This window comes from Variovorax sp. 160MFSha2.1 (assembly GCF_048305075.1).
GTDB classification, from domain to species: domain Bacteria; phylum Pseudomonadota; class Gammaproteobacteria; order Burkholderiales; family Burkholderiaceae_C; genus Variovorax; species Variovorax guangxiensis.
The window spans coordinates 3,602,512-3,619,452 of the sequence record NZ_CP157624.1; the positions used below are offsets into that span (position 1 = coordinate 3,602,512).

General features: G+C 69.5%; 15 protein-coding genes. 5 read left to right on the forward strand and 10 right to left on the reverse strand.

Translation table 11 applies throughout. The annotated features are described in order from the left end of the window. Positions 1-7 precede the first annotated feature (7 nt). Positions 8-3,523 carry a chromosome segregation protein SMC gene (gene smc, locus ABL838_RS16250; protein ID WP_418121170.1) on the reverse strand — a complete coding sequence of 1,172 codons (3,516 nt, stop codon included), beginning with the start codon at positions 3,521-3,523 and terminating at the stop codon, positions 8-10. 171 nt (positions 3,524-3,694) lie between these two features. Here smc and ABL838_RS16255 point away from each other — a divergent pair, with 171 nt between their 5' ends. The 5 genes from ABL838_RS16255 (at position 3,695) to ABL838_RS16275 (ending at position 7,656) form a co-directional block, all read left to right on the forward strand. After that, a complete protein-coding gene (locus ABL838_RS16255; RefSeq protein WP_369662209.1) occupies positions 3,695-4,420 on the forward strand; it encodes a hypothetical protein in 726 nt (241 codons plus the stop codon). Positions 4,421-4,482: 62 nt separating this feature from the next. Next, entirely contained in the window at positions 4,483-4,809 is a 327-nt protein-coding gene (locus tag ABL838_RS16260) for a helix-turn-helix domain-containing protein (protein ID WP_418121171.1), read from the forward strand. Further along, positions 4,806-6,119, forward strand: coding sequence for a type II toxin-antitoxin system HipA family toxin (locus ABL838_RS16265; protein ID WP_184637656.1), 1,314 nt, complete (start codon positions 4,806-4,808; stop codon positions 6,117-6,119). The genes ABL838_RS16260 and ABL838_RS16265 overlap by 4 nt, the downstream gene beginning before the upstream one ends. Before the next feature lie 54 nt (positions 6,120-6,173). After that, complete coding sequence (locus ABL838_RS16270) at positions 6,174-6,866, forward strand: mobilization protein (protein ID WP_126020235.1); 693 nt, start codon at positions 6,174-6,176, stop codon at positions 6,864-6,866. Between the two features lie 79 nt (positions 6,867-6,945). After that, a complete protein-coding gene (locus tag ABL838_RS16275; protein ID WP_369662208.1) occupies positions 6,946-7,656 on the forward strand; it encodes a DUF4339 domain-containing protein in 711 nt (236 codons plus the stop codon). Between the two features lie 28 nt (positions 7,657-7,684). On the opposite strand, the gene fabG is transcribed toward ABL838_RS16275, so the two are convergent. Genes fabG through ABL838_RS16320 form a run of 9 tightly spaced genes read right to left on the reverse strand, consistent with a single transcriptional unit; the run spans position 7,685 to position 16,938 of the window. Next, a complete protein-coding gene (gene fabG, locus ABL838_RS16280; RefSeq protein ID WP_184637652.1) occupies positions 7,685-8,416 on the reverse strand; it encodes a 3-oxoacyl-ACP reductase FabG in 732 nt (243 codons plus the stop codon). Continuing rightward, complete coding sequence (locus ABL838_RS16285; protein WP_418121172.1) at positions 8,413-8,895, reverse strand: hydroxymyristoyl-ACP dehydratase; 483 nt, start codon at positions 8,893-8,895, stop codon at positions 8,413-8,415. The genes fabG and ABL838_RS16285 overlap by 4 nt, the downstream gene beginning before the upstream one ends. Then, complete coding sequence (locus ABL838_RS16290) at positions 8,892-9,662, reverse strand: class I SAM-dependent methyltransferase (protein WP_369662205.1); 771 nt, start codon at positions 9,660-9,662, stop codon at positions 8,892-8,894. Before ABL838_RS16290 ends, ABL838_RS16285 begins: the two co-directional genes overlap by 4 nt. After that, positions 9,659-10,483: a polysaccharide deacetylase family protein gene (locus tag ABL838_RS16295; protein WP_206169447.1), complete on the reverse strand. Its 825-nt coding sequence runs from the start codon at positions 10,481-10,483 to the stop codon at positions 9,659-9,661. Before ABL838_RS16295 ends, ABL838_RS16290 begins: the two co-directional genes overlap by 4 nt. 17 nt (positions 10,484-10,500) lie before the next feature. Then, positions 10,501-12,915, reverse strand: a complete 2,415-nt coding sequence (locus ABL838_RS16300; protein WP_418121173.1) for an MMPL family transporter — start codon at positions 12,913-12,915, stop codon at positions 10,501-10,503. Next, positions 12,915-13,559: a LolA-related protein gene (locus ABL838_RS16305; protein WP_418116538.1), complete on the reverse strand. Its 645-nt coding sequence runs from the start codon at positions 13,557-13,559 to the stop codon at positions 12,915-12,917. Before ABL838_RS16305 ends, ABL838_RS16300 begins: the two co-directional genes overlap by 1 nt. Next, positions 13,531-14,553 carry an acyl-CoA synthetase gene (locus ABL838_RS16310; RefSeq protein ID WP_418121174.1) on the reverse strand — a complete coding sequence of 341 codons (1,023 nt, stop codon included), beginning with the start codon at positions 14,551-14,553 and terminating at the stop codon, positions 13,531-13,533. Before ABL838_RS16310 ends, ABL838_RS16305 begins: the two co-directional genes overlap by 29 nt. Then, positions 14,553-16,265: an AMP-binding protein gene (locus ABL838_RS16315; protein WP_418121175.1), complete on the reverse strand. Its 1,713-nt coding sequence runs from the start codon at positions 16,263-16,265 to the stop codon at positions 14,553-14,555. The genes ABL838_RS16310 and ABL838_RS16315 overlap by 1 nt, the downstream gene beginning before the upstream one ends. A gap of 28 nt (positions 16,266-16,293) precedes the next feature. Beyond that, positions 16,294-16,938, reverse strand: a complete 645-nt coding sequence (locus ABL838_RS16320) for a hypothetical protein (protein WP_126020253.1) — start codon at positions 16,936-16,938, stop codon at positions 16,294-16,296. Positions 16,939-16,941 lie beyond the last annotated feature (3 nt).

Consider the following 16,941-nt stretch of genomic DNA (forward strand, 5'->3'; position numbering starts at 1 on the left):
GCCCGGCTTATGCGGCTTCGACCATCGAGACCGCCGACTCCATGTCGACAGCCACGATGCGCGACACGCCCTGCTCCTGCATCGTCACGCCGATCAGCTGTTCGGCCATTTCCATGGCGATCTTGTTGTGGCTGATGAAGAGGAACTGGGTTTCGCGGCTCATGGCGGAGACGAGTTTGGCATAGCGCTCGGTGTTGGCGTCGTCCAGCGGCGCGTCCACTTCGTCGAGCAGGCAGAAAGGCGCCGGGTTCAGCTGGAAGATAGCGAACACGAGCGCAATGGCCGTGAGCGCCTTCTCGCCGCCCGACAGCAGGTGAATGGTCTGGTTCTTCTTGCCCGGGGGCTGCGCCATCACCTGCACGCCGGAATCGAGGATCTCGTCGCCGGTCATCATGAGCTTGGCGTTGCCGCCGCCGAAGAGCTCGGGGAACATGCGGCTGAAGTGCTCGTTGACGATCTTGAAGGTGCCGCCCAGCAGGTCGCGCGTCTCGGCGTCGATCTTGCGGATGGCGTCTTCCAGCGTGCCGATGGCTTCGTTCAGGTCGGCAGACTGGGCGTCGAGGAAGGTCTTGCGCTCGCTGGCAATGGCCAGTTCGTCCAGCGCCGCCAGGTTCACCGCGCCGAGCGCGACCACCTCGCGGTTGAGGCGGTCGATTTCGCTCTGCAGGCCGGTGAGCTTCACCTTGTCGGCTTCGATCGACTGCTCGACGGCTTCGAGATCGGCACCGGCGTCGTCCAGCAGCTGCTGGTATTGCTCGACGCCCAGGCGCGCGGCCTGCTCCTTGAGCTGGAACTCGGTGATGCGCTGGCGCAGCGGATCGAGCTCGCGCTCCAGCTGCAGGCGGCGTTCGTCGCTGGCGCGCAGCTTGAGCGTGAGGTCGTCGTACTGGCTGCGCGCCGAGCCCAGTGCGGCTTCGCGTTCGAGCTTGAGCGACAGCGCGTCCTGCAGGCCGGCCTGCGCGGCGGCGTCGGACAGGCGGCTCAGCTCGGCGCGGGCGCGCTCGTCCTCGTCGGTCAGCGCGACGGTCTGCTGCGCGGCGGTCTCGATGGAGCGGTTGAGTTCGGCACGGCGTGCTTCGAGTGTGCGCTGCGAGAAGGTGGCCTCCTGCGCCTGGCGCTCGAGGCTGCGGTGCTGCTCGCGGCTGGCGGCCAGCGCGCGGGTGGCCTCGATCACGCGTTCGTCGAGCTCGGCATGGCGTTCCTGGCTGTCGGCCAGCTGCATGTCGAGTTCCTCGAAGCGGCCTTCGGCGGCAATGCGCCTTTCCTGCAGCTCCTCGAGTTGCGCATCGACTTCGCCGATGTCGGAAGCCAGTTGCTGGCTGCGGGCGCGGGTCTGCTCGGCCAGCTGCGTCATGCGCAGCGTCTCGACCTGCAGCTCGTGCGCGCGCGACTGGGTTTCGGCGGCTTCGCGCCGTGCCGTGACGAGGCGCGAGGCGGCATCGGCATACGCGGCTTCGGCGCGGACCAGCGCGGTACGCGCTTCCTCGGTGATGAGTGTCTGGGCGCGCAGCTGGCGCTCCAGATTCTCCATTTCCTGCTGGCGGGCCAGCAGGCCTGCCTGCTCGGAATCGGGCGCGTAGAAATTGACGCTGTGCGCCGACACGGCATGGCCGCTGCGCACATAGATGACCTCGCCCGGCTGCAGCGAGCCGCGCTGGGCCAGCGCTTCCTCGAAGCTCGCGGCGGTGTAGCAGCCGTGCAGCCAGTCGTTCAGCAGGGCCTGCTGGCCTGCATCGTTCAGGCGCAGCAGGCTCGACAGGCGCGGCAGCGCGGCCGAGCCCTCGGGCGTGCTGGCGGCCGGCGGGCTGTAGAAGGCCAGCTTGGCTGGCGGCGCGTCGTTGCCGAAGGCGCGGACCATTTCCAGCCTGCTGACCTCGAGCGCACCCAGGCGCTCGCGCAGTGCCGCTTCGAGCGCGTTCTCCCAGCCCTGCTCGATGTGGATGCGGCTCCACAGGCCCTGCAGGCCGTCGAGGCCGTGCTTGGTGAGCCAGGGGGCCAGCTTGCCGTCGGTCTTGACCTTTTCCTGCAGCGCGCGCAGCGCCTCCAGGCGGGCCGAGAACTCGGCGTGGCGGGCGCCCTCGGTGTTGACGGCCTGTTGCTTCGTGCGGCGATCGTCGTCGAGCTGCGGCACGGCTTCGAGCAGCTCCTGCAGGCGCGCATCGGATTCGCTCGCCGCCTCCTGCGCCATCGCGTACTGCTCCTGCATGTCGAGCAGGCGGGCCTCGTCGGGCGCGGCCAGTGCGTTCTGGTCGGCGCGCAGGCGTTCGCTGCGCTGCATGAGCTGGCGGCTCTGTTCCTCGATGTTGCGCTGGTCGGCGGCCAGCACCTGGATCTGCTGCTGCACCTGCGACACGGTCGTGCGCTGGGCGTTGGCTTCGTCCTGCGCGCGCTGCACGGCCTCTTCGAGCTCGGGCATGCGCGCATCGTGTTCCTCGAGCTGTGCGGCCAGCATGACGGCCTGCTCCTCGGCATCGACGCCCGCGCCGGCCAGGGTCTCGATCTCGGCTTCGGCTTCCTCGCGGCGGCGGCCCCATTGGCCCATCTGCTCGCGCAACTGGACGAGGCGCTGCTCGACGCGCTGGCGGCCCTCGACCACGAAACGGATCTCGCCTTCGAGCCGGCCAACTTCGGCGCTGGCCTCATAGAGCTTGCCTTGCGCCTGGTTGACCTGGTCGCCGGCGCCGTAGTGGGCCTGGCGCACGGTTTCGAGCTCGGCCTCGATGTGGCGCAGGTCGGCCGTGCGCGATTCGAGGTCGTTGATCGCGCGCTCGGAATCGGCCTTGATCTTCGCCTGGTCGGCGTTGCTCTCGCTGCGCTTGAGGAACCACAGCTGATGCTGCTTCTTCGTGGCATCGCCCTGCAGCGCGTTGTAGCGGGCGGCCACCTCGGCCTGCTTCTCGAGCTTCTCGAGGTTGGCATTGAGTTCGCGAAGAATGTCTTCCACTCGCGTGAGGTTCTCGCGCGTGTCGCCCAGGCGGTTCTCGGTTTCGCGGCGGCGCTCCTTGTACTTGGAGACGCCGGCGGCCTCCTCGAGGAAGAGGCGCAGCTCCTCGGGCTTGGATTCGATGATCCGGCTGATCGTGCCCTGCCCGATGATGGCGTAGGCGCGCGGGCCGAGGCCGGTGCCCAGGAACACGTCCTGCACGTCGCGGCGACGCACCGGCTGGTTGTTGATGTAGTAGCTGCTGGTGCCGTCGCGGGTCAACACCCGGCGCACCGCAATTTCGCCGAACTGGTTCCACTGGCCGCCGGCGCGGTGGTCGGCGTTGTCGAACACCAGTTCCACGCTCGAACGGCTGGCCTGCTTGCGGGTCGTCGTGCCGTTGAAGATCACGTCCTGCATCGACTCGCCGCGAAGCTCCGAGGCGCGCGATTCGCCGAGCACCCAGCGCACCGCATCCATGATGTTCGACTTGCCGCAGCCGTTGGGCCCGACGACGCCCACCAGTTGGCCCGGCAGCATGAAGTTGGTGGGTTCGGCGAACGACTTGAAGCCCGATAGCTTGATGGAATTAAGACGCACGACTTGTCGGCCTGCCTTGGCTGTAGAGCCAAGGTATTGATTTGTAAGGAAAATTGCACGGGCCCGCAGCTTGCAGCAGGCCGCCGCCCCAGCCGTGGATGATAACGTCAGGGCATGCACGATTCCCCGGTTTCACCCCTCGCCGCACGATGGGCCCGCCGCCCGGCACGCATGGCCACCCGGCTTGCCGTTCTGCTCGCCGCTCTGGTCGGCATGGCCGGCTGTTCGTCGATGCGCGACACCGAGCGCGCCGAGCCCTACACCAATCAGGAATGGCTGCAGTCCGGCGCCAACCGCATCGCCAACCTCTCGCTGCGCGACAACCTGCAGTCGGTGCGGCGGGTGCAGAGCACGCTCTACAAGCGCAACCCACGCGAATGGCGCAAGTCGGCCGCCAGCATGGACGAAGCCACCCAGCGCGCCTGGGACGCCGTGCTCAAGGGCCCGCCGCTGCCCGAACTCAAGGGCGCCAGCGGCATCGACGCCATCCGCATGGCCTTCGACACCACGCCGCAGGGCTACCAGGGCGACCGCGTCGCGGCGCTGGTCTACGGCTGGGCCACCATGCTCAAGCAGGCCAACGGCGACACCTGGGACCAGACCATGCTCGACGGCGTCAACGCCGAAAACAGCTTCCGGGCCGCGCGCAACTTCGAGATCTCGCTGTGGCTGATCTCCTCCAAGACCGGCCCCGACGGCCAGCCACTGCTGCTGGCCACCGAGATCAGCGACCGCGGCCGCAATCTCGTGGCCGACCGCGAACTGTCGAAGGTGGTGGCGCGCCTCGACCTCATGGCTGCACAGGCGGACGAGAAATACCGCCGGGCCGCGCTCGACTTCGGGCAGAACTGGGTGATGGGGGTGGTCATGCCCCTGTTCACGCTGGTGCCCAAGTAGCGTGATGATGGTCATTCCCGGAAACATATTTCCCAAAATATGATTTACGGTAATATGTTTCCATGAACAAGCAGGACCTCGTCAACGCACTCATCGCTCGTCGAGAGACTTCCGGAGTCTCGAACGCCGAAATCGCCCAGCGCAGCGGCCTGACCGAGCGCTCGGTGCGCAATGCGCTGAGCCTGCATGGCAATCCGCAGCTCTCGTCCCTGCTCGCGCTGGTCGATGCATTGGGTCTAGAACTCCAACTTGCGCCCAGGGGCTTTGGCCAGGCGGTCGCGGCTGATCCCGGTTATCGCCCCGTGGCCACCCGCATCGGCCACGCAGTGGCCAAGGTACCGCCTGAATCGGCCTCGGCGAAAGCCAGGCCCCGGGGGCGGCGGCCATGAACGTCAAGATCCTTGAGATCTCGCTCGGTGCGCGCCGGTTCGGAAAGCTGTTCCAGTACGCCGATCTTTGCCGGTTCGTCGCGGAACCCGAGATCGTGGTCGATCCGCCTGCCGAGATCCTTTCGCTTTCGATGCTCGCGAGCGATCCTGCCGCCCAGTCAGCCCTGTGGAGCGACGTCAAGAATCCGCTGTTCAATGCCCAGGGCGGACAACTGCCCAGCTTCTTCCAGAACCTGCTGCCCGAGGGCGTGCTGCGCAGCCACATCGCGCAGCTGCGCGGCTGCCTTGAAAGCGATCATTTCGAACTGCTGGCAGCCTGCGGCGGCGACCTACCCGGCGCCGTCAGCGCGAGGCCGGTGTCCGTGGACCGAAGCACGCTGCAGCGGCTCGTCACACAGGACCAGGACGCGCTGGAGATGTCCGTGGTCGAGTTGCCGATGCCGCAAGGCATTTCGGTGTCGGGCGTGCAGCCCAAGCTGGGCCTGCGCCGCCAGGGCGGCCGCTACGTCGCCCGCACGCGGGCCGGCGCGAGCACCCGTGTCATCGCCAAGCTGCCGGTGGCGGGCAGGCCGCACATGCCGCAGCTCGAAATGCTGTCGCTGCAGATGGCCGGCGCTGCGGGCGTCGAGGTCTGCCATGCCGAACTCGCCCCTCTTTCGGCCATCTCGGCCGAACACAGCTACGCGCTGCCCGACGAGCCCGAGTTCCTGGCGGTCACGCGGTTCGACCGCGACGGCGCCCGCCGCATCCATTTCGAAGACTTCGCGCAGGTGCTCGCCATCGACCCGATGCACAAGTACGGCGCGAGCTATCTCGACATGGCACTGGCGATGCGCGCCTTTGCGTCTCTGGGCGACGAAGCGGTGCTCGAACTCGTGCGGCGCCTTGTGGTGAACGACCTGCTGGGCAACCCCGACGCGCATCTGAAGAACTTCGGCGTGCTGTACGCAGACGCCGTCGCCCCGAGCTTCGCGCCGGCCTACGACATCGTCGCCTACGCGGCGATACAGGGCGTCGAAGGGCATGCGCTGCCGCTGCTGCCTCCTGCTGCGGGCGCAGCCGCCAGGCGATCTGCCATGTTCACGCCTTCGAGCGTGCGCGCATTCTGCTTTTCCAGCGGAATGCACGAGCCACTGGTCCGGCGCACGATCGCCGACACGACACGGCTGGCGCGCGACGCATGGCCCGCGATGATCGAGGCTTCCGCGCTTCCGGCCGCCTGGAAGAAGCGGCTGGCGCAGCGTCTGCAGGCGCACCCCTTGCTTGAGGCCGTTGCAAAAGGTGGCAGATCGAAAAAGACAGCCCCCTAGAATGGCCCGGCCCTCCCCCTCTCTTCCTCAACCCATGCGAGGCAGCAGCAACTCATGAGCTCCATCAACTTCATCGGCGGCGAAAAAGGCGGTGTAGGCAAGTCGGTCACCGCGCGGGTGCTGGCCCAGTACTTCATCGACCACAGCCGGCCCTTCACCGGCTTCGACACCGACCGCTCGCACAGCTCGTTCACCCGCTTCTACGAAGGCTTCGCCTCGCCGGTGGTGGTCGACAGCTTCGAGGGCCTGGACACGGTCGTCAACGGCTTCGAGACCAACCCGCAGCAGAGCGTGATCGTCGATCTCGCGGCGCAGACGCTGGCGCCGCTGGCGCGCTGGATCAAGGAATCGGACCTCTTCGACGTGTTCGCCGAGATCGGCGTCACCGTCAACTTCTGGCACGTGCTGGACGACGGCAAGGACTCGACCGACCTGCTCGGCACGCTGATCGACACCTTCGGCAACCGCCCCAACTACATCGTGGTGCAGAACTACGGACGCGGCAGCGACTTCGGCATGCTGCTGGGCTCGCAGTCGCTGTCGAAGGCCACCGCGAACGGCGCCCGCGTGATCGCCCTGCCGCGCCTGCACGACGCGAGCATGCGCAAGATCGACGCGCAGAACACCAGCTTCTGGAAGGCCGTGAACGACCGCGACGGCCCGCATGCGCTGGGCCTGCTGGAGCGCCAGCGGGTGAAGTCGTGGCTGGCCACGGCCTACGCGGCCTTCGACACGCTGCCCCTTTGAGCCTTCGCCCGGTCGGTCGAGGCTGCGCGCGCTCGGACAGACCTTGCATCCCATAAGAACAGAAAGAGGGAGATTCGCCTTGCACATCCACGTCAACCGGAACGGCCAGGCCTTCGGCCCCTACGAAGAGAGCGAGGCCAGGGCGCTCTATGCCCGGGGCAACATCGCCGCCACGGACATGGTCTGGCGCGAGGGCATGGCCGAATGGCAGACGGCCCTGCAGATGTTCGGCGAACGGGCGACGCAGCCCGGTGCGCCTGCCGCCGTCTCGCCACCTCCCTTGCCGCCGCAGCAGGTGCCCGCGGTGCCGGGCTACGCCGCGCCGCCGTCCTCCTACGGAAAGCAGACCGTGGTCCCGCGACAGGACCTGCCGCCCAGGCTGCATTGGGCGCTGGTCCTGTTGTTCACGGTGCTGAGCTTCGGCATCTTTGCCCTCGTCTGGCCGTTCATCCAGTCGACCTGGGTGCGCAAGATCGATCCTCGATCCAATGCGACCCTGTACCTGATCGGCTACATGATCCTGGCGGTCATCGGGGGCCTGATGGACAGCGCCTCCGACTCCTCGGGCAACCAAGGGCGTGACCTGCTGCTGCAGATCCTGTCGTACGTGCTCTTCTATTGCGGGTGCTACTCGATGAGGCGCTCGATGATCGAGCACTACAACAATGTCGAGCCGATCGGACTCAGGCTCTCCGCAGCCATGACCTTCTTCTTCGCCATCTTCTACCTGCAGTACCACATGACGCGGATCGCCAGGTGGAAGGCGACCGGAGACATCACGCCGCAGTAGCCGCCGCCGTGTTCCGGAGCAGGGTCCCTTAGATCATCCCGCCGTTGATCGAGATCACCTGCCCCGTGATGTAGCCCGCATCCTCGCTCGCGAGGAACGAGGCCAGCGCCGCCACTTCCTGCGGCGTCCCGGCGCGCTTCACCGGCACCATCTGGTTGATGACGGCGGGGTCGAACACCGCATCGGCCATCGGCGACGAGATGATCCCCGGCGCGATGGCGTTCACCGTCACGCCGCGCGAGGCCACTTCGAGCGACAGCGCCTTGGTCGCGCTGTTCAGCGCGCCCTTGGCCGCGGCGTAGTTGACCTGCCCCCTGTTGCCTGCGATGGCCGCCACCGACGAGATGTTCAGGATTCGCCCCCAGCGCGTGCGCATCATCGGCAGCAGCAGCGGCTGCGTGACGCGGAAGAAGCCGTTGAGCGACACGTCGATCACCTTGTGCCACTGGTCGGCGCGCATGCCGGGCAGCACGGCGTCGTCGTGCACGCCCGCGTTGTTGACGAGGATCTGCACCGGCCCGCCTTCGAGGATGCGCGCGCAGGCGGCTGCCGAAGCCTCGTCGCTGCACAGGTCGAAGACGTGGCATTCGGCCTTGCCGCCCGCGGCCGCGATCGATGCCGCCAGTTGCTCGACCGCCTCGGGCCGCGAATTGGCGTGCAGCAGCACCGTGGCGCCGTCGCGCGCCAGGCGCTCGGCCATGGCGGCGCCGAGCGCGCCGCTGGCGCCCGTGATCAGTGCGCGTTTTCCTTCGAGGCTCATGGAGACGGCGTGCTTTCTTGTGCTGCCGCGGCGAGCGGCGTGTTCAGGACCACCACGGCGCGGCCTTCGGCCAGCATGCGGCCGTCCTCGGCCGCAACCGTGAATTCATAGAGGATCTGCCGGTCGTCGCCCGACAGGCGCCGGGCCCCGACTTGCAGGGCGCCGGCCACGTCGTCCAGCCGCGCCACCGCCAGCTTCACGTTGCGCGCGCTCGCGAGAAAGCCGGCCGACGGCGCGCTGCCCTCCTCTGCCAGCAGGCCGCCATGCAGGGCCATGGCCTGTGCGGCGTATTCGATGGCGTTCGGCGCCAGCAGCCCGCTTTCGGTGCGCAGAGGGTTGTCTGCCTGCGCGTGGGTGGTGGTGGTACAGCGGATGGAGTCGGTGTCCCAGCCTTCGAGCCGCTCCAGCAGGCACATGCTGCCGCTGTGCGGAATGCGCAGGGCGATGCCCGCGCGGTCGAGCGTCTGTGGCGCGGTCAAGCGGCCGGCTCCAGGTCGGCCACCAGTAGCACGTTGGCGAAGGGAGTGCCTTCGCTCATCGGAATGCTCTGCACGCGGAAGCCCAGGCGGTCCAGCACAGCCGTCCACTCGGCCAGCGGACGGCCCCAGGTCGGCGAGACCTTGTGGCCGCGGATGCGCGTGACCGTACGGTCCACCCACTGGCTGATGGCGAAGCCGCGCCGGCTGGACGCATCGCCCACGCGCAGCAGCAGCCGCGCGTGCGGGTTGCCGCCACGGCGCAGTGCGTCGCGCACGCGCAGCAGCACGCCCTCCTGCGCTTCGAGGTTGACGTAGTGCAGCACGTCGAGGATCACGACGAGGTCGCACTCGGGCAGATCGGCCTTGCACATGTCGGCGCAGACCAGCCGGGGCGTGGGCTCCAAGTGGCCGATGGAGGCCTCGGCGCGCGCCACGTCCTTGGGCATGAGCTCGATGCCGGTGTAGTCTGCGCCGTGCGGCGTGGCGTCCCACGACGAGGGCCAGCGGCCCTGCTTCTGCATCGCGCTCATCGAGGCCAGCAGGCTCGCGAAAAGGCCCTGGCCGCAGCCGATGTCGACCACGCGCTGGTGCTGCGCGCCGAAGAGCCGGCGTTCGAGGAGCCCGCGGAACACCGGGTCGCGTCCCAGCTTGCCGCGCGCGAAGTGCCAGGCGAAGTTGCCACCCTTCTTGTACGGAATGGTGGCGGCCTCGTGCAGTTCGCGCCACGCGACCTCGGTCGAAAGCGAAGGCGACATCGTGGCGTTCATGGTTTCAGCCCTTCCGGCAGGGTCACGGAGCGCAGTCCATCGGCGCGCAGGCGTTCGAGCAACAAGGGCAATACCTCCAGCAAAACAGGTTGTCCCGCAGCGGTGCGCGCGGCGTTGCCGTCATGCAGCAACAGGATGTCGCGCGCCTGCAGGTTGCGGCTCAGGCGCGCCATCACCTTGGCGGCGTCGCCCTCGCGGGTGTCGAAGCCGCGCCGCGTCCAGCTCACGAGCGAGAGGCCGAGGCGGTGCAGCACGGGTTCCAGGAACGGGTTGCGCAGGCCGGCCGGCGCGCGGAAACAGGTCGGGCGCTGGCCGGTGACCTCGGCGAGGATGTCCTGCGCCCGCGCGATTTCGGCCGCGAACCCGCGCGGCCCGAGAAACGAGAAGTTGTGCCGGTGCCGCGCCGTGTGGTTCTGGATGCTGTGGCCACGCGCGACGATCTCGCGCGCCAGCGCCGGCTGCGCCAGCACGCGCTCGGCGATGCAGAAGAAGGTGGCGCGCTGGCCGTGCGCATCGAGCAGGTCGAGCACGCGTGGCGTGACCTCGGGCTCGGGGCCGTCGTCGATGGTGATGGCGACTTCGCGCCGCGCCGCGGCCGCCTCTGGCAGCCGGGTGACGTTCGGGCCCAGCAGGCTGCTGCGCGGCGTGAGGCCGGCGCCGGTGATCAGCGCGTGGTTCAGCACGATCGCGCCCACGGCCCACGGCAAGGCGCCCGGCACCAGCACGCCCGCGCCGATGGCTGCCACGTGCCAGGCCGCGCTGGCGCGGATGGCCGGCGGCCAGGGCCAGGATTCGTTGGTGGATGCGGGAGCGGAAGACATGGCGCCGGATTTTCCCCTCATGCGCCGCGCGAAGCCTTCGAAGGCCCCACTCGCCGCGCGAAAGCCGCCGACAGCAGCAGCGCCAGCAGCGCCCCCGGAGCGACCACCCGGCCGATGGACGACAGCGCCGGAATGTCGGAGATCGCGATCAGCCCGAAGGACACCACGGTCGTCAGGTTGGCCAGCATCAGCGAGGCCAGCGTGTCTTCGTCGGCCCTGCCGGTCGTGCGCAGTTGGTCGAAGAAGAGCGCGTAGTTCGAGCCCACCGCCACGATCAGCAGCAGCCCCACCAGGTGCAGGATGCCCAGCGCCGCCTGCAGCACGGCCATGCCGCCCAGCGTGAGCACCACCGCGAACAGCAGCGGCTGGCACACGGCCAGCAGCCGGCGCCACGAGCGCAGGTAGATGCCGAGCAGCACCACCACCGCCAGCGCGCCGAGCAGCACCTGCACGAAGGCCTCGTGCAGGTAGCGCTGGTACAGGCTGGCCAGCTCGCGCCCCACGTCGACCACCTGCACTTCGGGCAGACCCGCCAGCGCCGCTTCGAGGCGGCCCTGGTCGAACTTCGCGCCGGGGTGCAGCACAACCAGCGTGCCCCAGCCGCCGCCAGGGCGCTGGTACATCAGCGTGTTCAGGACCGGCCCCAGCGGCCCCTCGGCCAGTTCGGCGCGCTGCACCGGCGGCAGCTTGCGCGCGGCCTCGATGTCGGCCAGGAAGGGCTCGAGCCGCGAGGCCGGCAGCGGCAGGCCCTTGGTGGCCTCGGCCAGATTGGCGCGCAGGGTCGCGGCATCGGGCAGGCCCGCGATGCGCGCGAGCTGCACTTCCATGCTCGGCAGCACGCGGGTGACGGTCTCGTAGCCGACCAGTTCGCCGCTGTCGACCAATGCATCCAGCTTCGCGGCGGCCGCCTCGGTGTGGCGCAGCGCGGCCTGCTCGTCGTCGCCGAAGGCGACCACCAGCACGCCGCCGTCGCTGGCGCCGATGTCGTTGCGCAGCATTTCGTCGAGCTGCTGGGAAGCCTTGGGCACCGGGCTCATGGCGCCAAGGTCCGCGCGCCACAGGTGGCCGCCCTGCCACAGCACCAGCGCCAGCGCCGCCACGCCCAGCGCTGCCAGCGGCCATCGCAGGCGCGGCAGGCCGCGTACCAGCGCGCCTGCCAGCTGCGCCATGTAGCGGCGCATGCCCATGCCGGTGGCGCCATCGGGCGCCAGCACCGGCAGCACGTAGCGCGTGGCCAACGCGGCCGAGACGAGCCCGGCGATGGAGAACACGCCCAGTTGCGCCAGCCCCGGGAAGCCCGAGAACACCAGCGCCGCGAAGCCGCACACCGAGGTCAGCAGCCCCAGCCGCACGGTGGGCCAGTTCAGGTCGCGCCAGCGCTGCCAGCCGGTACCGGCCACCGCGCCCGCGCCGACCTGGCGCGCCTGGATCAGGTAGTAGATGGCGTAGTCGACCGTCTCGCCGATCAGGGTGCTGCCGAAGCCCAGCGTAAGGCCGTGCACCGAGCCGAACACCAGGCTCACGCTCGCGGTGCCGATCACCACGCCGGTGGCCACCGGCAGGAAGGCGATGACCAGCGCGCGCGGCGAGGCGAAAGCCAGAAGCAGCAGCCCGCCCATGACGATGCCGCCCACCACGGCGAGATGGATCGCCTCGGTCTTGATCTTGTCGCGGCTCATCACCGAGAACACCGGCGGGCCGCTCAGCAGCAGCTTGGGAGCCTCGGCGCCCATGCCGCGCGTCGCAGCCTCGTAGGCCGAGTGCACGCGGGCGATGGCGACGGCCTGCGCATCGAGGTCGCTGCCGGCGGCGCGCGTGGTGGCGATCATCAGCGCGCGCGGCGCGGTGCGCGACATCCACACGCCGTCCTCGCTGCGCGGCGAGCTGGCCGGCACCAGTTCCATGGCGATGCGCTGCGTCTCGCCGGTCGGGTCGCGGTCGAGGAAGGGCTTGATCACGTTGCCGGCCGGCGTGCCCAGCATCGACAGAGTCTCGTTGATCGCGTCGCGCAGGCCCTCGACGGTGAAATGCCCCGGGTTCATGCCCGGCGAGAGCTGGTAGCGGTGCTGGAACACCCAGGTGCCGCTGTCGCTCCAGTCGCTCACGTCGCCGTTCTGCACCAGCTCGAAGAGCTTGCTCTCGCGCATTTCCTTCGCAACCGCGCGCGACACGGTGGCCCGCTGCGCCGAGCTGCCGCCTTCGATGCCCAGCATCAGCGTGCGCGAGGCGACGCCGCTTTGCAGCTGCTCGATCAGCACGCGCTGGCGCACGTCGGGGCTCTTGGGCAGGAAGGCCGAGAGATCGGCGCCGATCTGCGTGCGCGCGATGACCACCACGCCGCACAGCAGCACCAGCAGCCATGCCAGCAGCACGGCCGCCCTGCGCCTCCAGGCCGGCGGACCGCCCGCCTGCTGCAGCTGCCCCGGCTGCATCACGGCGTGGTGCGTCCGGGAGCGCCGGCCGGCGCTGGAGCCGGCCCGGGGCCGGCGGCGCCCGGCGTGATGTTCATGACCGAACGGTCGCCGCCGACGAATTCCATCTCGAGCCCCAGCACGTCGCTCGCGCGGCCGCTGATGCGCATGCTGCGCACCTGGGCGGCAAGGCGGCTGTCCAGCGGCGCGAGGTCGAGCGTCCACCTGGCGGCGGAGCCCGACACGGTGCTGCGGAAGTAGCGTTGCAGCGTGGCGCCGTCGCCCGTCAGCGTGCCGCGCATCGCTTCGACCAGGCCGAGCAGCTCGGGCATGCTGTCGAGCGCCAGCGTGCGGTTGCGACCGCCGCGCGACAGCGTGAGCGTGTTGCCTTCGACCGCCATCGTCTCGACGCGCGGCGACAGCGTGCGGCGCACCAGCTTGTCGGGCGCGTCGAAGCTCAGCGTGCCGCTGGCGTCCAGCGGGCCTTCGAGGCCGTGCACAAAGCGCTGCTCGGTGAAGCGGGCCTCCCCGCTCTTCTGCTTGGCCAGCAGCGTCATCAGTTCGGGCAGGTCGAAGGCCGCCCAGGCCGGCACGGCGCAGAAGGCCAGCGCGAGCACGAATGCCCTGCAGAGCCGGTCAAGCCGCATCTTCGAGCCAGAAATCATGGAAATTGAACCAGTTGTAGGGGTACGCACGGCACATCGCCTCCAGGCGCGCCACGTAGGCTTCGACCGCCGCGCGGATGCGCTGCTCGCGCTCCGCCGGGCTGGCTGCCCGCTCGCCGAAATCGGCCAGCGGATCGAACCGGACATCGTAGCGCGCGCCGCCGTCGTAGAGACCCGCCATGAAGAACACCTTGCGGCGCAGCAGCGCGGCCAGGCGGAAGGGACCGTCGTTGAAGACGGCGGGCTGCCCGAGAAAAGGCAGCACGATGTTGTTGCCGCGCTGGTGCGCGGGCTGTTCCTCGCCGCCGGGCAGCGTGCGGTCGGCCAGCATGCCGCCCATGCCGCCGCTGTCGAGCCAGTCGCGAAGCTCCAGCATCGAATGCGGCCGGCCCAGCGCGATGACGTGGGGGCGCAGCTCGGGCACCGCGATGGCGTTGAGGATGCCGGTGATGCGCCGCGCGTTGTCGGGGTACATCAGCATCGCGACGCGCAAGTGGCGCTGGTGCGTCTGCTGCTTGCAGGCGCCCAGCGCCTCGAAGCTGCCGACGTGGGCGCCGAGCAGGAAGGCGCCCCGCCCGTTCGCCATCTCAAGGTCGAGCGGCTCGTTGCCCCGGATCTTCACCTTGAACAGGTCCATGCGCCCGCGCAGGAAATACACGCGGTCGAGCACCGTCGAGGCAAAGGCATGCAGCAGCCGGAAGCCGTCGACCCAACCCGCCTGCGGCCCGATGGCGCGGAACAGGTAGCGCTTGATGTGCCGGCGCTGCGCCGGCGCGAACAGCAGGAAGTACAGGGCAATGGGCGGCAGCAGCAGCCGCGTGATGTGCCGGCCGAACACCAGCGCCATCATCACGATGAAGCGCAGCGCGAGCATGTTGCTGCGCTCCGGCGCGCGTGCCCAGTCGCCGCCCTCGCCACGCTCCCCCTTGGGTTCCGCCTGGCCGTTGCGGGAAGCCTCGTCCAGGGCGCGCCTCTCGACGTCGGTGTGCTTCATCAGTCCGACTCTTGCACGCCGGTCCAGCGGCCGGTGACAGCCACCACGCCGTCGCAGCGAACGTCGAATCGCACGCCGTGGGAGGCGCCGGCCTCAGGGTTCAGTTCGATGGAGAGCACGGCGCCGGGCCGCACGGGCGCGAGGAACTTGGCCGCGGCCAGCGTGGGATGCCCGCCCAGCCGAGTGACCAGCGCCGGCACGCGGCGGATGGCCTCCATCACCTCGGCCAGCACCAGCGCGCCGGGCAGCAGCGGCTGGCCCGGAAAATGGCCGGCGAACACGGGGTGATCGGCCGGCACCGCATGGGCCATCTGCACCGGCGTATCGTCTTCCGCGAGCTGCGCCAGCGCGAATTCGCGCAGTGCCCGCACGGTGAGCTTGCCCGTGCCCTCGCGCGGGAAGGACTTCACCTGCACCACGCGGCGCGGCACGAAAACCGCCTCCAGCCGCTGGCGCAGCGCGGCGATGATCTCGCCCGCCGACAGCGTGGGCGCGACCACGAAGGCCACCGGCCGCACCACGCCGTCGGCCACCTCGTCGGGCAGCCAGAAGGCGCCGTCGTCCACGCCGGGGATGCTGTTGAGGTGGAAATTCAGGTGCGCGAGCGAACTGCGCCGGCCCGCCACGTGGATCAGGTCATTGGCGCGGCCGAAGAGCCGGAAGCGGCGCTCGTCCAGCAGCTCGAGCACGTCGGCCATGGGCGTGGGCTCGGGCATGAAGTCGCCGCTGAAGATGAAGCGCTCGGGCCCGCCGTCGGCCGAAGGCTCGGCATGCACGCGGATCTCGCCGAAGGTTTCCCAGATCTCGTTGTCGGTGGTGCGGCGCGTGGCGACCTGGCCCGACTCGGTGCTGCCGTAGATCTCGAGCAGCACGCCGCCCATCGCCTGTTCGGCCTGCTGCGCGAGCTGCGGGGACAGCGGCGCGGTGGCCGACAGGATCAGGTCGACCGGCGGCAGCTCGATGCCCGAGAGCAGCAGCGTCTTGAGGTGGAACGGCGTGGTCACCAGCGCGCGCGGGCGCGGCACCGAGGCCAGCGTCTTCGCGACGTCGGCCGGGAAGAACGGCCGGCCGCTCTCGAAGGCCGCGCCCCCCAGCATCGCCAGCAGCACCGACGACTCCAGGCCGTAGCTGTGCTGCACCGGCACCGTGGCGACCAGGGTCAGGCCTTCGAGCGTCGGGCGCTCCAGCACCCGGCACAGGCGCTTGACAGCCACGGCCACGTCGCCCACCAGCGTGCGCCAGGTCTTGGCGTGCGGCTGGGGGACGCCGGTAGAGCCCGAAGTCAGCAGGCTCGCGGCGTGCATGCCCGCGTCGATGCGCGGCACGTCCACGGGGGCATCATCCGCGGGGCCGGCCAGTCCTTCGAGCAGCAGGCGCTCGATACCCGGCGTCTGAATGTGCGAGGCGTCGGTGTGCGCGAAAAGCGGCGAGCCGTGCGATTCGAGCAGCCGCGAGATCGTGTCGGGCCGCGCGTCGGGCGGCAGCATGCTCGCGCGGCCGCGCACCAGCGCCGCGCCGAGGCTCACCGCGAAGGCATAGCGGTCGCCGCAGAGATTGACGGCATCGCCCTCCGCGGGGAGCGTGGGAGCGAAGCGGGCCACGTCGGCCAGGAACTGGCGCGCGCTCACGGGAACGCCCGCGCGCCATGCGAGGGGTGCGTCGGGGTCGCGGTTCGCGAGCAGTGGCAGGAATCGGTTGTCGTCTGTCGTCACGCGGGCGGGGCCTGTGTCAAGGCCTGTTTCATTGGCCGCCGGGGCTGCTGTCAACCGACGACGTGCCATAGAACGCGCGCACCGCGTCCACGAGGCGCGTGCGTTCGAATTCGGGATGCAGCCGGTAGCGCACCAGGTGCTCGCCCACGAAGAGCAGCGTCACCATCACCGGCGACAGCACGTTGGCGAACAGCGACCAGTCGGAGAACGGCCGTGTCAGGTAGATGATGACCGAGGCCAGCACCATCACGGCGAAGAAGCCGGTCCAGATGCGCGTGAGCTGCGTGGTGTAGGAAAGCATGTGGCCGCGCAGCGGATGCACGCGCTGCGCGAACTGCGTGATCAGGGGCAATCCCTTGCCGCGCAGCGTGGAGCCGAACCAGCCGCACAGCGCGCCGTTGATGGCCACGTGCTGCATCACGTACAGCCGGTTGGGGTCGCCCGCCTCGCCGAGGAAGACGAGCGAGAAGCCGCCGATGCCCACTGCAGCAGCAATGGCGACGCCCCAGCGGCCGAACCAGCTGCCGGCCAGGCCCATGGCTGCGAGCCACAGCGGACCGAGCAGCACGACCACCGCCCACGGCTGGGTCGCGTGGAACAGCGTCATCCAGTGGGAGAGGCCGGCATATGCGACCCCCACCACCAGCAGGAGCGCTATTCGCCATCGGGACATGGG

Bases quoted from the DNA above. Each gene is read 5' to 3' on its own strand.
- ABL838_RS16255 (WP_369662209.1), top strand. From the start codon at position 3,695: ATGGCCACCCGGCTTGCCGTTCTGCTCGCCGCTCTGGTCGGCATGGCC.
- fabG (WP_184637652.1), bottom strand. From the start codon at position 8,416: ATGAGCCTCGAAGGAAAACGCGCACTGATCACGGGCGCCAGCGGCGCG.
- ABL838_RS16320 (WP_126020253.1), bottom strand. From the start codon at position 16,938: ATGTCCCGATGGCGAATAGCGCTCCTGCTGGTGGTGGGGGTCGCATAT.
- ABL838_RS16300 (WP_418121173.1), bottom strand. From the start codon at position 12,915: ATGCAGCCGGGGCAGCTGCAGCAGGCGGGCGGTCCGCCGGCCTGGAGG.
- ABL838_RS16260 (WP_418121171.1), top strand. From the start codon at position 4,483: ATGAACAAGCAGGACCTCGTCAACGCACTCATCGCTCGTCGAGAGACT.
- ABL838_RS16310 (WP_418121174.1), bottom strand. From the start codon at position 14,553: ATGAAGCACACCGACGTCGAGAGGCGCGCCCTGGACGAGGCTTCCCGC.
- ABL838_RS16270 (WP_126020235.1), top strand. From the start codon at position 6,174: ATGAGCTCCATCAACTTCATCGGCGGCGAAAAAGGCGGTGTAGGCAAG.
- ABL838_RS16290 (WP_369662205.1), bottom strand. From the start codon at position 9,662: ATGAACGCCACGATGTCGCCTTCGCTTTCGACCGAGGTCGCGTGGCGC.
- ABL838_RS16305 (WP_418116538.1), bottom strand. From the start codon at position 13,559: ATGATTTCTGGCTCGAAGATGCGGCTTGACCGGCTCTGCAGGGCATTC.
- ABL838_RS16265 (WP_184637656.1), top strand. From the start codon at position 4,806: ATGAACGTCAAGATCCTTGAGATCTCGCTCGGTGCGCGCCGGTTCGGA.
- ABL838_RS16295 (WP_206169447.1), bottom strand. From the start codon at position 10,483: ATGTCTTCCGCTCCCGCATCCACCAACGAATCCTGGCCCTGGCCGCCG.